The organism is Tardiphaga sp. (assembly GCF_025356345.1).
Lineage (GTDB): Bacteria > Pseudomonadota > Alphaproteobacteria > Rhizobiales > Xanthobacteraceae > Tardiphaga.
This window is the reverse complement of record NZ_JANXTC010000249.1, coordinates 1-18,846: the sequence shown is the minus strand read 5'-3', so window position 1 is coordinate 18,846 and position 18,846 is coordinate 1. Positions and strand designations below refer to the sequence as shown.

Annotated in this window: 17 protein-coding genes; 9 read left to right on the top strand and 8 right to left on the bottom strand. The window is 63.6% G+C overall.

The window, feature by feature from the left end:
* Positions 1 to 72: 72 nt before the first annotated feature.
* The 5 genes from Q0S16_RS15280 to Q0S16_RS15260 all read left to right on the top strand — a co-directional run bounded on the left by Q0S16_RS15280 (position 73) and on the right by Q0S16_RS15260 (position 4,953).
* Positions 73 to 1,452 (top strand): formimidoylglutamate deiminase, encoded by a 1,380-nt coding sequence (locus tag Q0S16_RS15280; protein ID WP_295849709.1) that lies wholly within the window; start codon positions 73 to 75, stop codon positions 1,450 to 1,452.
* Positions 1,452 to 2,204 carry a histidine utilization repressor gene (gene hutC, locus Q0S16_RS15275; RefSeq protein ID WP_295849707.1) on the top strand — a complete coding sequence of 251 codons (753 nt, stop codon included), beginning with the start codon at positions 1,452 to 1,454 and terminating at the stop codon, positions 2,202 to 2,204. Before Q0S16_RS15280 ends, hutC begins: the two co-directional genes overlap by 1 nt.
* A 109-nt stretch (positions 2,205 to 2,313) precedes the next feature.
* Positions 2,314 to 3,258 (top strand): ABC transporter substrate-binding protein, encoded by a 945-nt coding sequence (locus tag Q0S16_RS15270; RefSeq protein ID WP_295849705.1) that lies wholly within the window; start codon positions 2,314 to 2,316, stop codon positions 3,256 to 3,258.
* Positions 3,259 to 3,397: 139 nt separating this feature from the next.
* Positions 3,398 to 4,171: an ABC transporter permease gene (locus Q0S16_RS15265; protein WP_295849703.1), complete on the top strand. Its 774-nt coding sequence runs from the start codon at positions 3,398 to 3,400 to the stop codon at positions 4,169 to 4,171.
* Positions 4,168 to 4,953, top strand: coding sequence for an ABC transporter ATP-binding protein (locus tag Q0S16_RS15260; protein ID WP_295849701.1), 786 nt, complete (start codon positions 4,168 to 4,170; stop codon positions 4,951 to 4,953). The genes Q0S16_RS15265 and Q0S16_RS15260 overlap by 4 nt, the downstream gene beginning before the upstream one ends.
* Here the strand turns inward: Q0S16_RS15260 and Q0S16_RS15255 are convergent, their stop codons facing one another.
* The 3 genes from Q0S16_RS15255 to Q0S16_RS15245 form a co-directional block, all read right to left on the bottom strand.
* Positions 4,954 to 5,415 carry a response regulator gene (locus Q0S16_RS15255; protein ID WP_366517833.1) on the bottom strand — a complete coding sequence of 154 codons (462 nt, stop codon included), beginning with the start codon at positions 5,413 to 5,415 and terminating at the stop codon, positions 4,954 to 4,956.
* Between the two features lie 148 nt (positions 5,416 to 5,563).
* Positions 5,564 to 6,004 (bottom strand): PaaI family thioesterase, encoded by a 441-nt coding sequence (locus Q0S16_RS15250; protein ID WP_295849699.1) that lies wholly within the window; start codon positions 6,002 to 6,004, stop codon positions 5,564 to 5,566.
* A 20-nt stretch (positions 6,005 to 6,024) separates the two neighbouring features.
* On the bottom strand, positions 6,025 to 7,038 hold the full coding sequence (locus Q0S16_RS15245; protein ID WP_295849697.1) for an aldo/keto reductase: 1,014 nt from the start codon (positions 7,036 to 7,038) through the stop codon (positions 6,025 to 6,027).
* A 120-nt stretch (positions 7,039 to 7,158) separates the two neighbouring features.
* On the opposite strand from Q0S16_RS15245, the gene Q0S16_RS15240 reads away from it, so the two are divergent.
* The 4 genes from Q0S16_RS15240 to chrA all read left to right on the top strand — a co-directional run bounded on the left by Q0S16_RS15240 (position 7,159) and on the right by chrA (position 11,704).
* Positions 7,159 to 7,788, top strand: coding sequence for a CoA pyrophosphatase (locus Q0S16_RS15240; protein WP_295849695.1), 630 nt, complete (start codon positions 7,159 to 7,161; stop codon positions 7,786 to 7,788).
* Positions 7,789 to 8,113: 325 nt separating this feature from the next.
* Positions 8,114 to 9,277, top strand: a complete 1,164-nt coding sequence (locus tag Q0S16_RS15235) for a hypothetical protein (RefSeq protein ID WP_295849768.1) — start codon at positions 8,114 to 8,116, stop codon at positions 9,275 to 9,277.
* 211 nt (positions 9,278 to 9,488) lie between these two features.
* Positions 9,489 to 10,307 carry a chromate resistance protein ChrB domain-containing protein gene (locus Q0S16_RS15230; protein WP_295849693.1) on the top strand — a complete coding sequence of 273 codons (819 nt, stop codon included), beginning with the start codon at positions 9,489 to 9,491 and terminating at the stop codon, positions 10,305 to 10,307.
* Positions 10,307 to 11,704: a chromate efflux transporter gene (chrA, locus tag Q0S16_RS15225; RefSeq protein WP_295849691.1), complete on the top strand. Its 1,398-nt coding sequence runs from the start codon at positions 10,307 to 10,309 to the stop codon at positions 11,702 to 11,704. The genes Q0S16_RS15230 and chrA overlap by 1 nt, the downstream gene beginning before the upstream one ends.
* 149 nt (positions 11,705 to 11,853) lie before the next feature.
* Here chrA and Q0S16_RS15220 read toward each other — a convergent pair whose 3' ends face one another.
* The 5 genes from Q0S16_RS15220 to Q0S16_RS15200 all read right to left on the bottom strand — a co-directional run.
* The gene (locus Q0S16_RS15220) at positions 11,854 to 12,705 is read right to left on the bottom strand and encodes a DUF4167 domain-containing protein (RefSeq protein WP_295849689.1); all 852 of its coding nucleotides are present in this window, start codon (positions 12,703 to 12,705) and stop codon (positions 11,854 to 11,856) included.
* A gap of 474 nt (positions 12,706 to 13,179) precedes the next feature.
* A complete protein-coding gene (gene prmC / locus Q0S16_RS15215) occupies positions 13,180 to 14,064 on the bottom strand; it encodes a peptide chain release factor N(5)-glutamine methyltransferase (protein WP_295849688.1) in 885 nt (294 codons plus the stop codon).
* Between the two features lie 64 nt (positions 14,065 to 14,128).
* The gene (gene prfA / locus Q0S16_RS15210) at positions 14,129 to 15,211 is read right to left on the bottom strand and encodes a peptide chain release factor 1 (RefSeq protein ID WP_295849686.1); all 1,083 of its coding nucleotides are present in this window, start codon (positions 15,209 to 15,211) and stop codon (positions 14,129 to 14,131) included.
* 65 nt (positions 15,212 to 15,276) lie between these two features.
* Positions 15,277 to 17,544 (bottom strand): phosphoenolpyruvate--protein phosphotransferase, encoded by a 2,268-nt coding sequence (gene ptsP / locus Q0S16_RS15205; RefSeq protein WP_295849684.1) that lies wholly within the window; start codon positions 17,542 to 17,544, stop codon positions 15,277 to 15,279.
* A gap of 263 nt (positions 17,545 to 17,807) precedes the next feature.
* The coding region (locus Q0S16_RS15200) for an aspartate kinase (protein ID WP_295849682.1) at positions 17,808 to 18,846 on the bottom strand (1,039 nt) is incomplete at its 5' end.

Sequence of the window (18,846 nt, the reverse complement as noted above, 5' to 3'; positions counted from 1 at the left end):
CATCGTATGTCTATACATAATCAGCGCTCTGGCTTATTGTCGAGTATCTTTTGAATGCATCGAATGGATGCCATGCGCGCAGACGCTTCTGCAAAACAGCTGTTCCTGCGACATGCGCTGCTGCCCGGCGGCTGGGCATGCGACGTGCTGCTGTCGATCGAAAACGGCTTTGTCACGTCGGTTGCCGAAAATGCCAGCAGCGCTGGCGCCGAAATCATCAGCGGGGTCGCGCTGCCCGGCCTGCCCAATCTGCATAGTCACGCGTTCCAGCGCGGCATGGCGGGTCTGACTGAAATCCGCGGCGCCACGCAGGACAGTTTCTGGACGTGGCGGCAATTGATGTATCGTTTTCTAGATGCGCTGACGCCGGATGATGTCGAGGCGATCGCCACCTTTGCCTATGCCGAAATGCTGGAGGCTGGCTTTACCTCGGTCGCCGAATTTCATTATCTGCACCATGACGAGCACGGTCGGCCGTATGCCGACCTCGGCGAAATGGCCGGCCGTCTCGCGGCCGCGGCGAACGCGACCGGCATCGGGATAACACTGCTGCCGTCATTCTACAATTTCAGCTCGTTCGGTGGCGCGGCGGCGATCCATGGCCAGCGCCGCTTCACCAATGATCCCACGCGCTTCCTCGCGCTGCTGGAAAAGTCGCGCGCCGCGATCGCGGGCGTCGATGATGCCGTCATCGGCATTGCGCCGCATTCGCTGCGCGCGATCACACCGGCGACGCTTCATGAAGTGCTGGCCTCGTTTCCGCACGGGCCGGTTCATATCCACGTTGCCGAGCAGGTCAAGGAAGTCGAGGATTGTGTCGCCTGGTCCGGCCAGACACCCGTGGCCTGGCTGCTCGATCATGAGTCTGTCGATCAGCGGTGGGTGTTGATACACGCCACTCACATGACGGTCGAAGAGGCGGCCGGTGTTGCTGCTTCGGGCGCGACGATCGGACTGTGTCCGCTGACGGAAGCCAGTCTGGGCGACGGCATTTTTGCGGGGCCTTCGTTCCTGAACGCCGGCGGCAGGTTCGGGGTGGGCACCGATTCCAACATCGAGATCACCGCGCCCGGCGAATTGAAGCAGCTCGAATACAGCCAGCGACTGCGCTATCGCATCCGCAACGTGGTGGCGCGCAACGAAGGGCAATCGACCGGCCGTGCATTGTACGAACATGCGCTGGCTGGCGGTGCGCGGGCGGTCGGCCGCGCGGTTGGGTCGCTCGCTGTCGGCCAGCGCGCCGATTTGGTGGTCCTCGACCTCGCGCATCCGGATCTGGCCGCCGTCAGCGGCGATCGCTGGCTGGACGCCTATACGTTTGTGGCGGGACGATCGGCGATATCCGCCGTCTGGGTCGCGGGCCGCCAGGTCGTCGAAGCCGGCCGGCACCGGCGGCATGCGTCCATCGTCGCGCGCTATCAGCGCACGATGAAACGACTGGTTGACCTGTGATGGTCGCGGTCCGCGCGCGAAAATCCGGGGCCGTGCCGCAGGCGCTGTATCAGCGCATTCGTGCCGACCTTGAAGAGAAGATCATGTCGGGGCGCTGGCCGCCCGGCCATCGCATTCCGTTCGAGCATGAACTGGTCGACACCTATAATTGCTCGCGGATGACGGTCAACAAGGTGCTGTCGGGCCTGGCAGACGCCGGTGTGATCGAGCGCAAGCGCGGGGTAGGCAGCTTTGTGGCAAAGCCGCTGGTGCAATCGGCGGTGCTGCATATTCCCGACATCCAGGCAGAGATAGCCAAGCGCGGTGAGAGTTACGGCTACGAATTGCTGGCTCGCCGGCGACGTCCGGCGACCGCGGATGATATTGCCCGGCTCGGCATCGGAACACGCTGCGATGTGCTGTCGCTGCGCTGCCGGCACATTGCCAAAGGGCGTCCATTCGCGCTGGAAGAGCGGTTGATCAATCTCGACGTGGTGCCGCTCGCCGCCGATATTGATTTCAGGCAAGTGCCGCCGGGCACCTGGCTGCTCGGCCACGTGCCGTGGAATGAAGCCGAGCACCGTATCACCGCCTCGCTGGTCGATCAGCCTACGGCGAAGGCGCTGGCGCTGGATCCACCGGCCGCGTGCCTCGTCGTCGAGCGGCGTACCTGGCGCAAGCGCAAGATCATTACCGCGGTGCGCGTCAGCTATCCGAGCGATCTATACCAGCTCACCGCGCGCTTCACGCCGGCGACGCGATCATGGCGCTGATGATGCCCCTGCACGAATGGTTCTGCGGTCCACCGGCCGTCGAATTGACTCTGGCAATCCGCCATGCTGCCATGCCGCATAATTTCACACTTCTGCTGAGGAGAGTTTCATGAAACTTATCGGAATTTCCGCGGCCGCGATGCTGGCGGCGCTGGTAGCGACACCGGCCGCGGCGCAGACAAAGGTGACAATCGCGATCTCCGGCTGGACCGGCTTCGCGCCGCTGACCCTGGCCAAGGAGGCCGGTATCTTCGCGAAGAATGGCGTTGACGTTACGATCAAGAAGGTCCCGCAGGCGAGCCGCCATCTGGCAATCGCGTCCGGCGACGTGCAGTGCGCTGCCACCACGGTAGAGACCTGGATCGTCTGGAATGCCAATGGCGTCGCGACTACGCAGTTGTTTCAGCTCGACAAGTCTTACGGCGCCGATGGCATGGTCGTGAAATCAGGCATCGCTTCCATCAAGGACCTGAAGGGCAAGACCGTTGCCGCTTCTGCTCCCGGCACCGCGCCGTATTCCACGTTAGCCTGGTTTCTGAAGAAGAACGGCATGTCGATGAAAGATGTCAGCGTCGTGAACATGGAGCCGGGCGCGGCCGCGCAGGCCTTCATCGCCGGGCAGAATGATGCCGCGATGACCTACGAGCCCTATCTCTCGGCGGTGCGCGAGAAGCCGGAGGCCGGCAAGATCATTGCCACCACGCTGGACTATCCGATGATCATGGACACGTTCGGATGTACGCCCAAATTCATTGCCGAAAACGAGAGCGCGGTGAAGGCGTTGACCAAGAGCTATTTCGACGCGGTGGCGATGATCAAGGCCGAGCAGGACAAGTCCTACGAGATCATGGGCGCCGACGTGAAGCAGACCGGCGAGAAGTTCGGCAGCTCCGCGCAGTATCTGCGGTGGCAGGATCAGGAGCAGAACAAGAAATTCTTTGCCGGGGATTTCCAGGCGTTCTCCAAGGAAGCCGCCGAATTACTACTCGAAATCGGTGTCATCAAGGAAATTCCGGATCTCACCAAGATCGTTGATACACGCTTCATTCAGTAGTCACCGGCCTCTCCCCGTCATTGCGAGGAGCGAAGCGACGCGGCAATCCAGAAGCCACGAACTCGGCAAGAACGGGATTGCTTCGTCGCCAAGAGGCTCTTCGCAATGACGTGGAGCAGCATGAATATTAAGCGATAACATGAAACCGCTCGCCCCCGTTTCCTCCTCCGCGCGCGTCGTGCTCGGCATATCTTTTTTCGTGCTGTTCGTCGCGGCGTGGTCCTACGCCACGTTCGGCGGCTTCGTCTCGAAGACCTTTCTCGCCAACCCCTGGACCATGCTGAACGACGGCTGGTGGTTGCTGACCAAGCAGGGATTTTTGTTCGATATAGGCATGACGATCTGGCGCGTGCTTGGCGGATTCGTGCTGGCCGCGCTTGTCGCCGTGCCGCTGGGCATCTTGATGGGGGCCTACAAGTCGGTCGAAGCCTTTCTCGAGCCGTTCGTGTCTTTCGCGCGCTATCTGCCGGCCTCGGCGTTCATCCCGCTGCTGATCCTGTGGGCTGGCATCGGCGAGTTGCAGAAACTGCTGGTGATCTTCATCGGCTCGGTATTCCAGATCATCCTGATGGTCGCGGTGACGGTCGGCAGCGTGCGGCGCGATCTGGTCGAGGCCTCGTTGACGCTCGGCGCGCGCGACGTCGGCGTGTTGAAGCGCGTGTTGATACCGTCGGCGGCACCGGGGATCGCCGAAATCCTGCGCCTGGTGCTCGGCTGGGCCTGGACCTATGTCATCGTCGCCGAACTGATCGGCTCGTCCTCGGGCATCGGCCATATGATCATCGACAGCCAGGCGTTGCTGGCCACCGGCCAGATCATTTTTGGCATCATCGTGATCGGCGTCATCGGCCTGATCTCCGACTACGCCTTCAAGGCCGCGAACCGTGCGATGTTTCCGTGGAGCCTGATTTGAGCAAGCTGGTCATCGATAATGTGTCGCGGATCTTTCCGCCAGTTCGCGGCGGCGCGCCGACGCGCGCGCTGGAGCCGACCAACCTCGCCGTCGAGGATAATGATTTCGTCACCATTCTCGGCCCGAGCGGCTGCGGCAAGTCGACGTTGCTGCGCATGGTGGCCGGACTGGATACGCCGACCACCGGCCGCATCCTGCTGGACGGCAAGGCCATCACCGGCCCCGGGGCTGACCGCGGCATGGTATTCCAGTCCTACACGCTGTTTCCCTGGCTCACGGTGTCGGAGAACATTTCCTTCGGCTTGCGCGAGCGCGGCGTCTCGTTGCGCGAAAGAAACGCGATTGCCGGCGAGTGGCTGGAGAAGGTCGGCCTCATCAGCTTTGCCAATCATTTTCCGAAGCAATTGTCGGGCGGCATGCAGCAGCGCACCGCGATTGCCCGCGCGCTGGCCAACAGTCCGAAGATTCTGCTGCTGGACGAGCCGTTCGGCGCGCTGGACAACCAGACCCGCGCCCTGATGCAGGAGCTGCTGCTCGGGATCTGGGAGCGCGAACGCAAGACGGTGATTTTCGTCACGCATGATATCGAGGAGGCTGTCTTCCTGGCCTCGCGCGTGGTTGTGATGTCGGCGCGGCCCGGCCGCGTCAAGGCCGATGTGACGGTCGATCTGCCGCATCCCCGGCACTACACGGTGAAAACCAGCCCGGCATTCTCGGTGCTGAAGGCCCGGCTGACGGAGGAGATCCGCGGCGAGGCGGTGCTGGCTGCGGAAGTTCACTGATCAGCGTTGCGCCGGGGCGAGGCCTGCCAAGGCCTGCAGCGTGCTGATGATCTGGTGGGCGCGATACGGTTTGGCAATGAACTGCCCACCGACCGGCAGATCGCCATCATGCAGCTTGAAGTGGCCGGAGGTTGCGAGAATGCGGATCGGCGGCCATCGATCGGCGACAGCCCGGGCCAGTTTCAGGCCATTCATGGATCCGGGCATGTCGATATCGGTAAACATGATGCCAACGTCGCTGCGACTCTCCAGCACGCGCATCGCGACATCGGCGTTCTCTGCTTCGATCACCTCAAAACCGGCTTCCTCGATTATCTCGGCGGCATGCATGCGCAGCAGCGTGTCGTCCTCTACGATCAGGATGACGGCGCGACCTGTGGCGATGTCGCTCGCAGTGGTATGGTGATGGGCGCTCCCGTGCGCAGGGAGGGCGGATTGAAGTCTTCGACTTGCAAAGGTCATTTGGATAAATCCTTGCTCACTCAACCGACGCTGAGCGCGGCTCTATGTCATGAAAATGACTTAGGCTAAGCAACCAATGCAGGGATCGTTCCGGACGCGCCGCGGAAGCGGAATATCGGTATTCCGCGCGGGCTTTTGCCCCCGACAGCTACCGCGTGCTGGTGTCGATGCGGTCTCTTACTACCTTGAACACGCCGTGCGCCGTGGCAACGATACGATCGTCGACACGAATTTCGGTGCTCATGAAGATCAGACTCTTGGTTGTGCGCAACGCTTTTGGCCGCGATACCATCAGCTCGCCGATCCGCGCCGCGTCGACGAAGTACGTGTCCATCTGCACCGTGGCAAGTGCGTCGGCGCCCGAAATCGCACGTGCCGTCATGCCGCAGCTGCGATCTGCCAGCGTCATCAGCACGCCGCCCTGGACCACGCCGCGTCGATTGCGGTGCTTGTCCTCTCCGAGGATTGCGAACTCGTAGGATTCATCCGATCTTCGATGCCAGAACGGCCCGACCAGCTTGATGAAGCCGTCGTCTTGCATGATGCTCCAGCCGGCGGCCTCGAGCCCGGCCTGTGCCGCGTCGGTCATTGGGTGTCCTTGTGGTAGAATCAGGAGGCTGTTCGTGGCCGGCGGCCTTCGATCGGGTAGGCGGGATCGTTGAAGCCCGGCGTTGACGGGTGACCGCTGGCGACCAGGCGATCGACCAGCGCTTCGTCTTCGACGGTGAATTGATAGTTCAGCGCGAGCAGATAATCATCCCACTGCGCCACGGTGCGCGGGCCGGCGATGACGGCGCTGACAAAGGACGAGTTCAGCACCCAGGCGACGGCGAGCTGGCCGGCGGTGATGCCGCGGGCTTCGGCATGCGCGCGCATCCGCTGCGCCAGAACAAGCGATTCCGGTCGCCATTCGGTCTGCATCATCCGCGCATCGTTGCGCCCGGCGCGGCTGTCCTTGTCGGGCGCCGCGTCGGGCTGGTACTTGCCGGTCAGCACGCCGCGCGCCAGCGGGCTGTAGGGCACGATGCCGATGCCGTAATGACCGCAGGCCGGAAAGTGCTCGACCTCCGGCATCCGGTTCATGGCGTTATAATAAGGCTGGCTGACGATCGGCCGGTCGATGCCGAGCCGGTCGCAGATGTTGCAGATTTCGGCGACGCGCCATGCCCGGTAGTTGGAAACCCCGAAATAGCGCAACTTGCCCTGGCGAATGAGATCGCCGATCGCGCGCACGGTTTCTTCCAGTGGCGTCGAATGGTCTTCCTTGTGCAGATAGTAGATGTCGAGATAGTCGGTGCCGAGCCGCTTCAGGCTTTCCTCGGCGGCCTGCATCACCCAGCGCCGCGATAGTCCGGCACGGTTGGGATCAGTGCCCATCGGATTGGCGAGTTTGGTGGCCAGAATCCAGTGCTGGCGGTGCCTGGTAATGGCCCGGCCGACCACTTGTTCCGATCCACCGCCGGAATAGGCGTCGGCGGTATCGATGAAATTGATGCCGGCGTCGCGCGCCTTGTCGATGATCAGGGCGGAGGTCGGTTCGTCGGTGGCGCCGCCAAACATCATGGAGCCAAGGCAGATCGGCGAAATCTTCAGGCCGGAGCGGCCGAGCGAGCGATAATCCATGGCCGTTCTCGCGCAAGAGGAGACAATCGAGGCGCCGCGACGCGGGCCGAGCCTCGTTCATACAAAAGCACAAGCGGGGTGCCTAGTGCGGCCGCCGCGAGGCTCCTATACTCATTCCCGATGATGTATCCGTTCAATGCCGTCACACGGCAAATGATCGCCGGGCGGGGCGCCGCCTTCGCGCGGCTGGCCGATGGTGAATCTGTATCCGGACTAAAGCGCGCCGCCGTGGCCGTCGCGCTGGTGGAGGCATCCGACGCCTGCGACACCTCGCTGTTGTTGACCTTGCGCGCCGCGGGACTGCGCGCGCACAGCAATCAATGGGCGCTGCCGGGAGGGCGCTGCGATCCCGGCGAGACGCCAACCGAGGCGGCGCTGCGCGAGTTGCACGAGGAACTCGGGCTGCAGCTTGCGCCAGCCGATGTGATCGGCATTCTCGACGATTATCCGACGCGCTCCGGCTATTTGATCACGCCGGTGCTGATGTGGGCGCAGGACAGCTCTAAGCTGGCGCCCAATCCGGACGAGGTCGCCTCGGTCCACCGCATCGCGCTGTCAGCGGTCGCGTCCGCCGATGCGTTCGACTTTGTCGCCATTCCCGAGAGCGACCGTCGCGTCATCCGCTATCGGCATGCTGGCAGCTACATCCACGCCCCTACCGCGGCGCTGATCTATCAGTTCAGCGAGTTGCTGGCCGGTCGCTCGACGCGCGTCGCCGAGCTGGAACAGCCTGTTTTTGCGTGGAAGTGACGGACGGGTTCAGTGATTCAGGCTCGGGCAGAGCCCAGGACACCGCGTCATGGCAACACATGCGCGCCCGAAAATCCGGGAACCCATTGCAATCCGGACGCTCGGCTATTGCCGCTGGGCCGATGCCTGCGACGATCGCAACCAATATTGGCAACACATTCTTCACCATGCTGCGCCAAGATTTGTGACGTTAGACCGACTTCGTCTGGACGGATTTTCCGGCCAATATGCGGCGTCATTCCCGACATGTCAGGCGCGACCGGATCGCGCCAATCAGGAATTGAACAGATCCATGCCAATTCATTTGCTTCGTTCGTCGGCCGCCATGGTTACGCTCGCGCTGTTGATCGGCGCGTCGCCGGCGCAGGCGCGCGATGTCATCGCGCTTTCCTCGGGGGTCGCCAATGCAAGGGCGCAAAGCGCGTCGCCCCAGGCGATCGCGGACTACCGCCGCAAGCTCGCGGAATATGAAGAAGCCCGTGCCGCCTTCGACGCCGAGGCCAAGCCCTACTGGAACGCGGTCTATGAGCGGCGCAAGATCCGCAATGCCAAGCGTCGCGATCGCCAGGCCATTACGCTCGAGGATTACGTGCTGGAGCAGGCGCCGCTCTATGACGGGCCGAAACGCCCTTCGAATCCCGAGCCTGAAGAGGGCACGCCGCGGAGCCGCCGGGAACTGCCGGTGGTTGCCGATTTCATCCAGGCGGCGCAGCAACACTTCCAGTTCTCGCCACAGCGTCCGGCCAATGAAATGGAGTTCAAGCGGGCGTATGCCCGCGCCGTGCTGAGCTCGGGCCTGACGCGCGAGCAGGCGGTACGGGTGTATTCGTTCGAGACCGGCGGCAATGGCGGCTATGACATGCAGTCCGGCCTCAGCGCCTCGCGCCCCGGCTCGCGCGCGATCTCGACCGCGATCGGCTATAACCAGCTGCTCACCACCAACAGCGTCGAGCTGGTCGCGGAGCAGGGGCACCAGATCCTCAAGGTGCTGACCGACAAGGCCGCGCAATTGTCCGGCGCATCGCGCAAGGCGATGGATCAGAAGATCGCGGTGTTCAAGCGGATGTACGCGTTCTCGCGCACCGTGCCGGACACCTGGAGCGATCATGAGAAGCTCGCGGCGACGCCGCAGGGCTGGGCCGTGCATGCGATGGTGCTGGATATCGACGTCGGCCCGCAACTGCAGGTCCACAAGCTGCTGACGTCGGTGATCTTCGCTAGCAACAAGGGTTTTAGCCGCCCGCTCAGCGCCGCCGAACTGGAGATGATGAATCTCACTGGCGACGGCACCGGCCTCGATATGGTGACCATGCCTCTGGCCATGCGCGAACAGGTGCCGACCGCGAACTTCTTCCAGCGCGGGGGTTACGAGCGCAATCCGGTGGCGATCCGCCACAATACGGTCGCCAAGCTGCTGGCCATCACCAATTCGCGGATGGACAGCAACAGCAACCTGCCGGGCGCCAAAGATCTGGCCGCGGCGTTCTAGTTGTTCAACAGGGTGCGAGCCGTTCACCTGCGGCTGCGGGCCGGCAAAGAAGGAATTGATCGTTCGACGCGGTTGGCGATGCTGATCATGCAGACGCGCCGCCGCTTGACACGGCGGGGCGGTTCGGATTGAAATTAAAGCATGGGGGCCGCGATCTCCCCACGAGGCGACAGCTGAAGTATCGCGTCCCGTTCACAACGAGGGCGCAGTCATGTCGTCATACACCTCCATTTCTGTCGATAAATTATCCCGGCTGATCGGTACCGCCACCACGCCGATACTCATCGATGTGCGGACTGCCGAAGATTTCGCAGCCGATCCGCGCATGATTCCTGGCGCGCTGCGCCGTCCGCACGAAACCGCGGCAGCCTGGGCAACATCCTTTGCGGGCCGGTCCGTCATCGTCATCTGCCAGAAAGGCCTGAAGCTCAGCGAAGGCGCGGCTGCCTGGCTGCGCCATGCCGGCGCCGCGGCCGAAACGCTCGACGGTGGGTTTGAGGCATGGAAGGCCGCGAAGCTGCCGACCGTGCCGGTCGCCAAGCTGCCGGCGCCGGACGCGCAGGGCCGTACCGTATGGGTCACCCGCTCGCGGCCCAAGATCGACCGCATCGCATGTCCCTGGCTGATTCGGCGATTCATCGACCCCGAGGCGGTATTCCTGTTCGTCGCGCCGTCGGAGGTCGAAGCCGTCGGCGAGCGATTCGGCGCGGTGCCATTCGACATCGAGCACGTGTTCTGGAGCCACCGCGGCGATCTCTGCACGTTCGACGTCATGATCGAGGAGTTCGGCCTGTCGACGCCGCCGCTCGACCGGCTGGCGACGATGGTGCGGGCGGCCGATACCGGACGGCTTGACCTGTCGCCGGAAGCGCCTGGCCTGATGGCTGCCTCGCTGGGCCTTTCCCGCATGTTCGACGACGATCTCGCCCAACTGAACGCTGGCATGCTGATCTACGACGCCTTCTATCGATGGTGCCGCGACGCGACCGGCGAAACCCATAATTGGCCGACCAGCAAGGGAAAATCCTGATGACCGACGTTCCCGCCGAGCGCGCGATCGATTCCGGCGAAGCTTCTCATGGCATCAGTTTCGCGGAGGCGTTCCGTGTCTGGCTGAAGATCGCGCTGCTCAGCTTCGGTGGTCCCGCCGGGCAGATCGCGGTCATGCACCGCATCCTCGTCGAGGAAAAGAACTGGATCTCGGAAAGCCGTTTCCTGCACGCGTTGAACTACTGCATGCTGTTGCCCGGACCGGAGGCGCAACAGCTCGCGACCTATATCGGCTGGCTGCTGCATCGAACCGTCGGCGGCATCGTGGCGGGTTGCCTGTTCATCCTGCCCGGCGTCGTCAGCATCATGGCGCTGAGCTACGTCTACGCGGCCTATGGCAATGTCGGATTCGTCGAGGCGCTGTTCTTTGGCCTCAAGGCCGCGGTGCTTGCCATCGTCATTCAGGCCGTTGTTCGGGTCGGCAAGCGGGCGCTACGCAACAATGTGATGCGGGCGCTGGCGGCGGCGGCCTTCATTGCCATCTTCTTCTTCAATGTGCCGTTTCCGGCGATCATCCTTGCCGCCGGATTGATCGGCTATCTGGGAGCCAGGGCGGAACGTCCGGAATTCGCCGCCGGTGGCGGCCACGGCGGGCCGGCATCGACCGCGACGGTCGACAGCATGATGAGCGACGAATTGCCCGACCACGTGCGGCCCAACGTTGGACGCGCGCTGCGCGTCAGTGCCGTCTGGCTGCTGTTGTGGCTGGTCCCGGTAGTCACGTTGCTGGCCGTGTATGGCGAGGCGAACGTGTTCAGCCAGATTGCCGTGTTCTTCAGCAAGATGGCATTGGTGACGTTCGGCGGCGCCTATGCGGTTCTGGCCTATGTGGCCCAGCAAGCGGTCGAACATTATCACTGGGTACAGCCGCGCGAGATGCTGGACGGTCTCGGCATGGCGGAGACCACGCCCGGTCCCCTCGTCATGGTGCTGCAGTTCGTGGGCTTCATGGCCGCGTTCCGGGATCCCGGTTCGCTGTCACCGATGGTGGCGGGAACGCTCGGCGGCCTTCTCGCCACCTGGGTCACCTTCACCCCCTGCTTTCTCTGGATCTTCCTCGGCGCCCCTTTCATCGAAGTCATGAAGGGAAACAAGGCGCTCGCCGGGGCGCTGTCGGCGATCACGGCGGCGGTGGTTGGCGTCATCCTCAATCTGTCAATCTGGTTCGCCGTCCATACGATTTTTCGGGAGGTGCTGCCGATCCGCGGTTTTGGCCTGTCGTTCGAAATGCCGGTGCTGGCCAGCGTTGATCCGGCCGCGCTGATCCTGGCCGTGGCGGCGGCGATCGCGATCTTTCGCTTCAATGTCGGGATGCTGACGGTGCTTGCCGGCGCATGTATCGCCGGTCTTCTGCTCCGCGCCGCGGGGGCAATATAAAGTCTGCTGTTAAGCGGCGGCATCCGTCTACGCCGTAGCGCTTCTGATACAGCCGAACTCACGCGTCTGAACTTTGAAAGTCGGCCATCTACCTCTCCTCTCCCTTTTGCACAGGGAGAGGAAAGGTCAGCACCGGTGGCTAAGGCTGTTTACGAATTGCCGGGATTGAAATCGTCACCCGGAGTCACCGGCGCCGCGGCCACGCCATCGGGGCGCGGGGCATGCGGGCGGCGACGGCGGCGCGGCGGGAAACGTTCGCCGGCGGCGGCATCGAACGGGGCCGGGCCGTTGACCTGCGGCTGCGGTCCGGTGATGAACGACGGCAGCCGGTCGACGCTGTCGGCAACCGGCATCGCCGGCTGGGGCTGCGGCTGGAATTGCGGCTGTGGCTGGTGCTGCGGACGCGGCTCGCGATGGTTGTTCTCACGCGGTCCGTTGTTTTCGCGCGGCCCGTTATGCTCGCGCGGTGCGTTGTTTTCGCGCGGCTGATAGGGCTGATTCTCGCGCGGCTGGTAGGGCTGACTCTCGCGCTGCGGTTGTTCGCGCGGCGGCTGCGGATCACGTGGCACGAAGGGCTGCGGCTGCACCGGCACGAAGCCCGGCTCGGCGCCGAAGTTCGAGAACGTCTCGCCGTCATCATCGCCATCCTCGGACGGCATTTCGTTTTCGGTCCGCGGCTGCGGCTGGTTCTGGCGAAACTGTTCCTGCGCCGCGGCGATCAGGCGAAAGTAGTGTTCGGCATGCTGATAATAGTTCTCGGCGGCGACCGGGTCGCCGGAAGAGCGCGCGTCGCGCGCCAGCTGCACATATTTCTCCGCTACGTGGGAGGCGGTGCCGCGAATCTTGATGTCCGGACCGTTGGACTCGAACACCCGGGTCATCGGGTTCTGGCCACGACGGTTGTTGTTGTTATTGTTATTGTTGTTGCCGCCACCGTTATTGCTGCTGCGGTTGTTATTGTTCCGCATCCGCTTGTTATTGTTATTCTGACCGTTTCTCATGTCTCGCCTTTACTACCGATCCAGGATTATCGCAGAGAGCTTGGTATCTTTAGTGTCACAGAGGATTTGGGCGATAAGGAGCGCGCCATGCGCCCAATCGCCATGCAGATCATCGCTGCACCGATGCCATCGTCGTTCGCGTTCAACAAAAGACGCGTTCCCCAACCGCCAGCCAAAATCGCTGGTCGGACCAAATCGTTCAACCCGCCGCAATCAGGCTGGGAGTTTGCGTGTGATTGTCGAAGCGCAATATCAGGCTTTCGTTCGCTTTGCGGTCGCAAGCAGCGCAGCTCTTTCAGCCATCGCGCTCAATCTGACCTGCCTGTTGGAACCATTTCTCGGACGGGCTCTCTAGCGAGAATTCCTGGCGTCCAGCCGTCAAACCACGGGGCGCGCCAACCCTGAACCGATGTTGTGACACGAACGTAGTCGGTTGCCGGCGATATTCCAAGCGTTTTTTCAGCTCGGCCGGCTTTATCGGGGCGATCTGTGCCCGGAAACTACCCGCCGGATGCCGGCCAGATCGGTCCGGGCTGGTCCGGAGAGGGTTAACCCCGCCGCCAGCATCAACCGCGCGACGTCGTCGCTCTGATCGTGCCCGACCTCGACGACCAGCAGCCCGCCCGGTGCCAGCCGCGCGGCGGCCGCGGGCGCGATTCGGCGATAGGCATCAAGGCCGTCGGCACCGCCGTCCAGCGCGCGCAGCGGATCATGTTCGCGCACCTCGGCCGCCAGGCCGGCGATCTCCGCCGATTGTATATAAGGCGGATTGGAGACGATGAGGTCAAAGTCCCCGGCGAGCGCGGAAACATAGTCGCAAACGACGAAGCCGGCGCGCTGTGCCAGGCCGAGTCGGCTGGCGTTGCTTCGCGCCGTGGCAAGCGCTGCGAGATTGATGTCGGTGCCGATGCCAAAAGCATGGGGTAGTTCGGAGAGCAGTGCCAGCAGGATCGCGCCGGAGCCGGTGCCGAGATCGGCAATGCGCCAGGCACGGCCGCGCAGCTCGCCCGCATCGAGCAGCTCCAGCGCCGCCTCGACCACCGTTTCGGTATCCGGCCGTGGCACCAGCGTATCGGCCGACAGCGCCAGCGAGAGGCCCCAGAATTCCTTGACGCCAAGAATGCGCGCGACCGGTTCGCCCCTCAGGCGCCGGTGGGCAAGCGCCTGGAGATGGGCGGCTTCGTCGGCCGTAACGAGACGTTTGGCCTGGACCATCAGCCCGGTCAGATCCAGTCCGAGCACGGCACCAATCAGTAGGCGTGCATCAAGATCCGCGGATTCGATCTCATGCGTACGCAACTGTGTGGCCACGCGACGCCGCGCGGTCTCAATGCTTTGCCCGACGAGGGTGTCAGTCACAACTTGCTTTCTTTTCCCTCTCCCGCCCTGCAACGCTTTGCTTGGGGGGATGGGAGGTACGAGATCACGCGTTGCCCTGCGCCGCCAGCTGCGCGGCCTGATGCTCGGTGGTCAGCGCATCGACCAGCTCGCCAAGCGCCTCACCGGCGATCACCTGCGGCAGCTTGTACAGTGTCAGGTTGATGCGGTGGTCGGTGACGCGGCCCTGCGGGAAATTATAGGTGCGGATGCGCTCAGAGCGGTCGCCGGAACCGACCTTTTCGCGGCGCTCGGCGGAGCGCACCGAATCGATGCGCTGCTGCTCGGCGTCATAGATGCGCGAGCGCAGGATGTTCATCGCCGATGCCCGGTTCTTATGCTGCGAGCGGCTGTCCTGCATCATCACCACGATGCCGGTCGGAAGATGGGTGATGCGGATCGCTGATTCCGTCTTGTTGACGTGCTGGCCGCCGGCGCCCTGCGCGCGCATGGTGTCGATGCGCAAATCGTCGTCGCGGATCACGACATCGACTTCCTCGACTTCCGGCAGCACCGCCACCGTGGCGGCCGAAGTATGGATGCGGCCCTGGGTCTCGGTGTCGGGCACGCGTTGCACGCGGTGCACGCCGGATTCGAACTTCAGCTTGGCGAAGGCGCCACGGCCCTGAATTTCGACAATGACTTCCTTGTAGCCGCCCATCGTGCCTTCCGAGGCGGAGACTACTTCGGCCTTCCAGCCCTGCAAGGCGGCAAAGCGCTCGTACATCCGGAACAGGTCGCCGGCGAACAAGGAAGCCTCATCGCCGCCGGTGCCGGCGCGGATTTCCAGCACCACGTTGCGCTCGTCCATCGCGTCCTTGGGCAGCAGCGCGACGCGGATTTCCTGCGCCAGCTCGGTGGCGCGCGTCTCAAGCGCCGGCCGCTCCGCCTCTGCCATCTCGCGCATCTCGGCGTCAGTCGTGGCATCCGCGATCATCGCATCGATCTCGGTGATCTCCCTGGTCGCCGCGCGATAGGTCTTCACGGCGTCGATCAGCGGATTGAGTTCGGCGAATTCGCGCGTCAAGCGGACGTAGTTTTCGGCGCTCATCTGGCTCTGCAGCTGGGATTCCAGCGAGGCATGATGCGCCAGCAGAATATCGAGTTTGGCTTCGGGCAGAATGGACATGGCAGATCTCGGCATCACGGAAGGGAAGGGCGCATCGCGGCGGAGCCGCTATCGGGACGGCCTCGCTACAATGACAACCCCTCGGCCTCGGCGAATTCCTTCAGTCTCTGGCGAATCGAGACGCTGCCGGACGGCGCGTCGAGCAGCGGCGCCATCATGGCCGCGGCCTTGCCGGCGTCGAGGTCGAGGATCAGCGCCTTCACCGGGCCATGCGCGGTCGCCGACAGCGACAGCGAGCGATAGCCCATCGCAATCAACGCCAGCGCACCGAGCGGCTGCGAGGCCATCTCGCCGCATAGCGACGCGGACTTCCCGGCGGCGTTGGCCTTCTGCACAATCTCGCGCAGCACCCGCAAAATCGGCGCCGACAGCGTATCGAAGCGGTCCGACACCTTGGCATTGCCGCGGTCGACCGCGAACAGGAACTGGAACAGGTCATTGGAGCCGACTGAAACGAAGTCGACCTTCTTCAGCAGCTCATCCATCTGGTAGAGCAGCGCCGGCACCTCGACCATGGTGCCGACATCGATACGCTCCGGCAGCGAATGGCCATGCTGGCGCAGATAGGTCAATTCGCGCTCGATGATGCCCTTGGCCTGGTCGAATTCGGCCACCTCGGAAATCATCGGGAACATGATCCGCAGCGCGCGGCCGCCGCCGGCGCGCAGCAGCGCGCGAATCTGGCCGCGCAGCAGGCCTGGACGATCGAGGCCGAGCCGGATCGCGCGCCAGCCCAGCGCCGGGTTCTCCTCGCTGATGGTCTCCATGTAAGGGAGCGCCTTGTCACCGCCGATATCCAGCGTGCGAAAGGTCACCGGCTTGCGGCCGGCGGCATCCAGCACTGCGCGGTACAGCGCCAGCTGGTCGCTGGATCGCGGCAGGCTCTCGCCGACCATGAACTGCAACTCGGTACGGAACAGGCCGATGCCGGCGCTACCGGTATCGTCGATATGCGGCAGGTCGATGATCAGGCCGGCATTGATCATCAGGTCGATCGGCTGGCCGTCCTTGGTGACGCAGGGCCGGTCACGCAGCGCCGAATACTGCGCCTGTCGCCGCGCCCGGAACCGGACCCGTTCGGCATAGGCCGATTCGATTTCCGCCGAAGGCCGGATATAGATTGAGCCCGAGGTGCCATCGACGATGATGGCGTCGCCGGGATCGGCGAGGCCCGGCGCGTTCGGCACTTCGCCGATCGCGGGAATGCCGAGCGCACGCGCGACGATCGAGACATGGGAATTGGCGGTGCCTTCCTCCAGCACCAGCCCGCGCAGTCTTTTCCTGTCGTAGTCGAGCAGGGCCGCGGGCCCCATCGCGCGCGCGATCAGGATGGCGTTTTCAGGCTTCTGGTCGCGCGAGGGCGCGTGGTCCTTGCCGTGCAACTGCCGCATCAGGCGGTGACCGAGGTCCTCGAGGTCGTGCAGCCGGTCGCGCAGATAGGGATCGGTGGAGCGCAGCATCCGCGCCCTTGTGTCGGACTGCACGCGTTCGACCGCCGCCTCCGCGGTCAGGCCGGTGGCCACCGCCTCATGCAGCTTGTGCGACCAGCCATGGTCATTGGCGAACATCCGGTAGGCTTCCAGCACGTCGCGGTGCTCGCCGCCCTCGGCGACATCGCCGCGTTCCAGCATGCGGTCGAGGTCGGCGCGCAGTTTGGCCAGCGCCACGTCTAGCCGCTTGATCTCCTTCGGCAGATCCTCGGCGATGTAATTGGTAATGACCACGCGCGGCTCGTGCAGCACCACATGGCCGAGCGCGATACCGTCCGACAGGATGGCGCCAGTCTTGTGCAGCGAATGTCGCGCCGCGGGCTCTTCGCCGGGCTGCGCCAGCGCCGACAATTCGCCGGAGGCGATCATCTCGGCGAGCACCATCGCGGTGGTCTGCAGCGCCTCGACTTCCTCCTCGACATAGGTCCGCTTGGCGCGGTTCTGCACCACCAGCACGCCAAGCGTATTGCCGGCGCGCAGGATCGGCACGCCGAGGAAGGAGTGGTAGATTTCTTCGCCGGTCTCCGGCCGGAACGAGAACGCCGGATGACTCTTGGCGTCGTTGAGATTCAGCGGCGTCGCTTCGGACGACACCAGGCCGACCAGGCCCTCATGGGCGCTCAGCACGGTGCGATGCACCGCGTCGCGGTTCAGGCCTTCGGTGGCATAGAGTTCAAGGGTGTTATCGACGCGCAGCACATAGGTCGAACAGACCTCTGCCACCATATTGGCGGCGATCAGCACCACGATCTTGTCGAGGCGCTCCTGGGCGGAGACCTGCTCCGCCATGGTTTCGCGGAGCCGTCTCAGCAAGACGCGGGGGCCACCCGACGCGCTCCGCATTAGCCGACCCCTCCCAACGTGGCTGGCATCGACCAAATTTCGTGCGCCAGCACTAAGCCCCAGAAAAAATAGAATTTTCGCCCGCACGCCGCAACCGGCGCGGAACCCGAACGAATCAGATTGTCCGAAACGGCGCCCTCAACCGCGACGGCTGCCCATGCAGGCCGTATAGCCAATTGAAGCTTGTTTTGCCAAGCAAAACGCCTGCCAGATGCCAAACGCGTCGTTCACATCAAAATAACGACTGTTTCAGGAGAAATTTTCTACGCCTTGTCGAGCCCGTACAGCGTATGCAGGGTGCGAACCGCCAGTTCCGTATAGGCGGCATCGATCAGCACCGAGAATTTGATCTCCGAGGTGGTGATGGCGCGGATGTTGATCTGGCGCTCGGATAGAGCAGCAAAGGCCTGCGCGGCGACGCCGGCATGGCTGCGCATGCCGGAACCGATCACTGAGACCTTGGCCACATCTGTTGCGCTGTCGATTCGAGCATAGCCGATTTTGGCCTTGGCCGAGGTAATGGTCTCCTTGGCACGGGCATAGTCGGGGGCCGGCACCGTGAAGGTGAGGTCGGTCGTCTTGCCGTCCTCTGAAACGTTCTGCACGATCATGTCGACATTGATGTTGGCCTCGGCCAGCGGCACGAAGATCGAGGCGGCGACCCCCGGCTTGTCTTCGATCTGGCGCACCGAAATCTGTGCTTCATCCCTCGAAAATGCGATGCCTGTAACGACGTGGCTTTCCATGATTTCCTCCTCGCTGCAGATCAGCGTGCCCGGCGGCGTGCCGTGCGGGTCGATGTCTTCGGGTTTGTCGAAACTTGAGCGCACGAAAATCGGCATATTGTGCACCATGCCGACTTCCACGGAGCGGACCTGCAGCACCTTGGCGCCCTGCGACGCCAGTTCCAGCATTTCCTCGAACGCCACTTTATTGAGCCGCCGCGCCTTCGGCACCACGCGCGGGTCGGTGGTGTAGACGCCATCGACATCGGTGTAGATATCGCAGCGGTCGGCCTTGATCGCGACCGCGATCGCCACCGCCGAGGTGTCTGATCCGCCGCGCCCCAGCGTGGTGATACGGTTGGTGTCGACATGGAGGCCCTGGAAGCCGGCGATGACCGCGACCTCCTTGCGATCCTGGAAGCGGGAGATCAACTCACTGCCGTCAATCTCCAGGATACGGGCCGAAGCGTGGGCATCCGAGGTCTTGATCGGGATCTGCCAGCCTTGCCAGGAGCGCGCCTGGATGCCGACGGCCTGCAGCGCGATCGCCAGCAGGCCGGAGGTAACCTGTTCGCCG

Bases quoted from the DNA above. Each gene is read 5' to 3' on its own strand.
- Q0S16_RS15280 (WP_295849709.1), top strand. From the start codon at position 73: ATGCGCGCAGACGCTTCTGCAAAACAGCTGTTCCTGCGACATGCGCTG.
- hutC (WP_295849707.1), top strand. From the start codon at position 1,452: ATGGTCGCGGTCCGCGCGCGAAAATCCGGGGCCGTGCCGCAGGCGCTG.
- Q0S16_RS15270 (WP_295849705.1), top strand. From the start codon at position 2,314: ATGAAACTTATCGGAATTTCCGCGGCCGCGATGCTGGCGGCGCTGGTA.
- Q0S16_RS15265 (WP_295849703.1), top strand. From the start codon at position 3,398: ATGAAACCGCTCGCCCCCGTTTCCTCCTCCGCGCGCGTCGTGCTCGGC.
- Q0S16_RS15255 (WP_366517833.1), bottom strand. From the start codon at position 5,415: ATGACCTTTGCAAGTCGAAGACTTCAATCCGCCCTCCCTGCGCACGGG.
- Q0S16_RS15250 (WP_295849699.1), bottom strand. From the start codon at position 6,004: ATGACCGACGCGGCACAGGCCGGGCTCGAGGCCGCCGGCTGGAGCATC.
- Q0S16_RS15245 (WP_295849697.1), bottom strand. From the start codon at position 7,038: ATGGATTATCGCTCGCTCGGCCGCTCCGGCCTGAAGATTTCGCCGATC.
- Q0S16_RS15240 (WP_295849695.1), top strand. From the start codon at position 7,159: ATGATGTATCCGTTCAATGCCGTCACACGGCAAATGATCGCCGGGCGG.
- Q0S16_RS15235 (WP_295849768.1), top strand. From the start codon at position 8,114: ATGGTTACGCTCGCGCTGTTGATCGGCGCGTCGCCGGCGCAGGCGCGC.
- Q0S16_RS15230 (WP_295849693.1), top strand. From the start codon at position 9,489: ATGTCGTCATACACCTCCATTTCTGTCGATAAATTATCCCGGCTGATC.
- chrA (WP_295849691.1), top strand. From the start codon at position 10,307: ATGACCGACGTTCCCGCCGAGCGCGCGATCGATTCCGGCGAAGCTTCT.
- Q0S16_RS15220 (WP_295849689.1), bottom strand. From the start codon at position 12,705: ATGAGAAACGGTCAGAATAACAATAACAAGCGGATGCGGAACAATAAC.
- prfA (WP_295849686.1), bottom strand. From the start codon at position 15,211: ATGTCCATTCTGCCCGAAGCCAAACTCGATATTCTGCTGGCGCATCAT.
- ptsP (WP_295849684.1), bottom strand. From the start codon at position 17,544: ATGCGGAGCGCGTCGGGTGGCCCCCGCGTCTTGCTGAGACGGCTCCGC.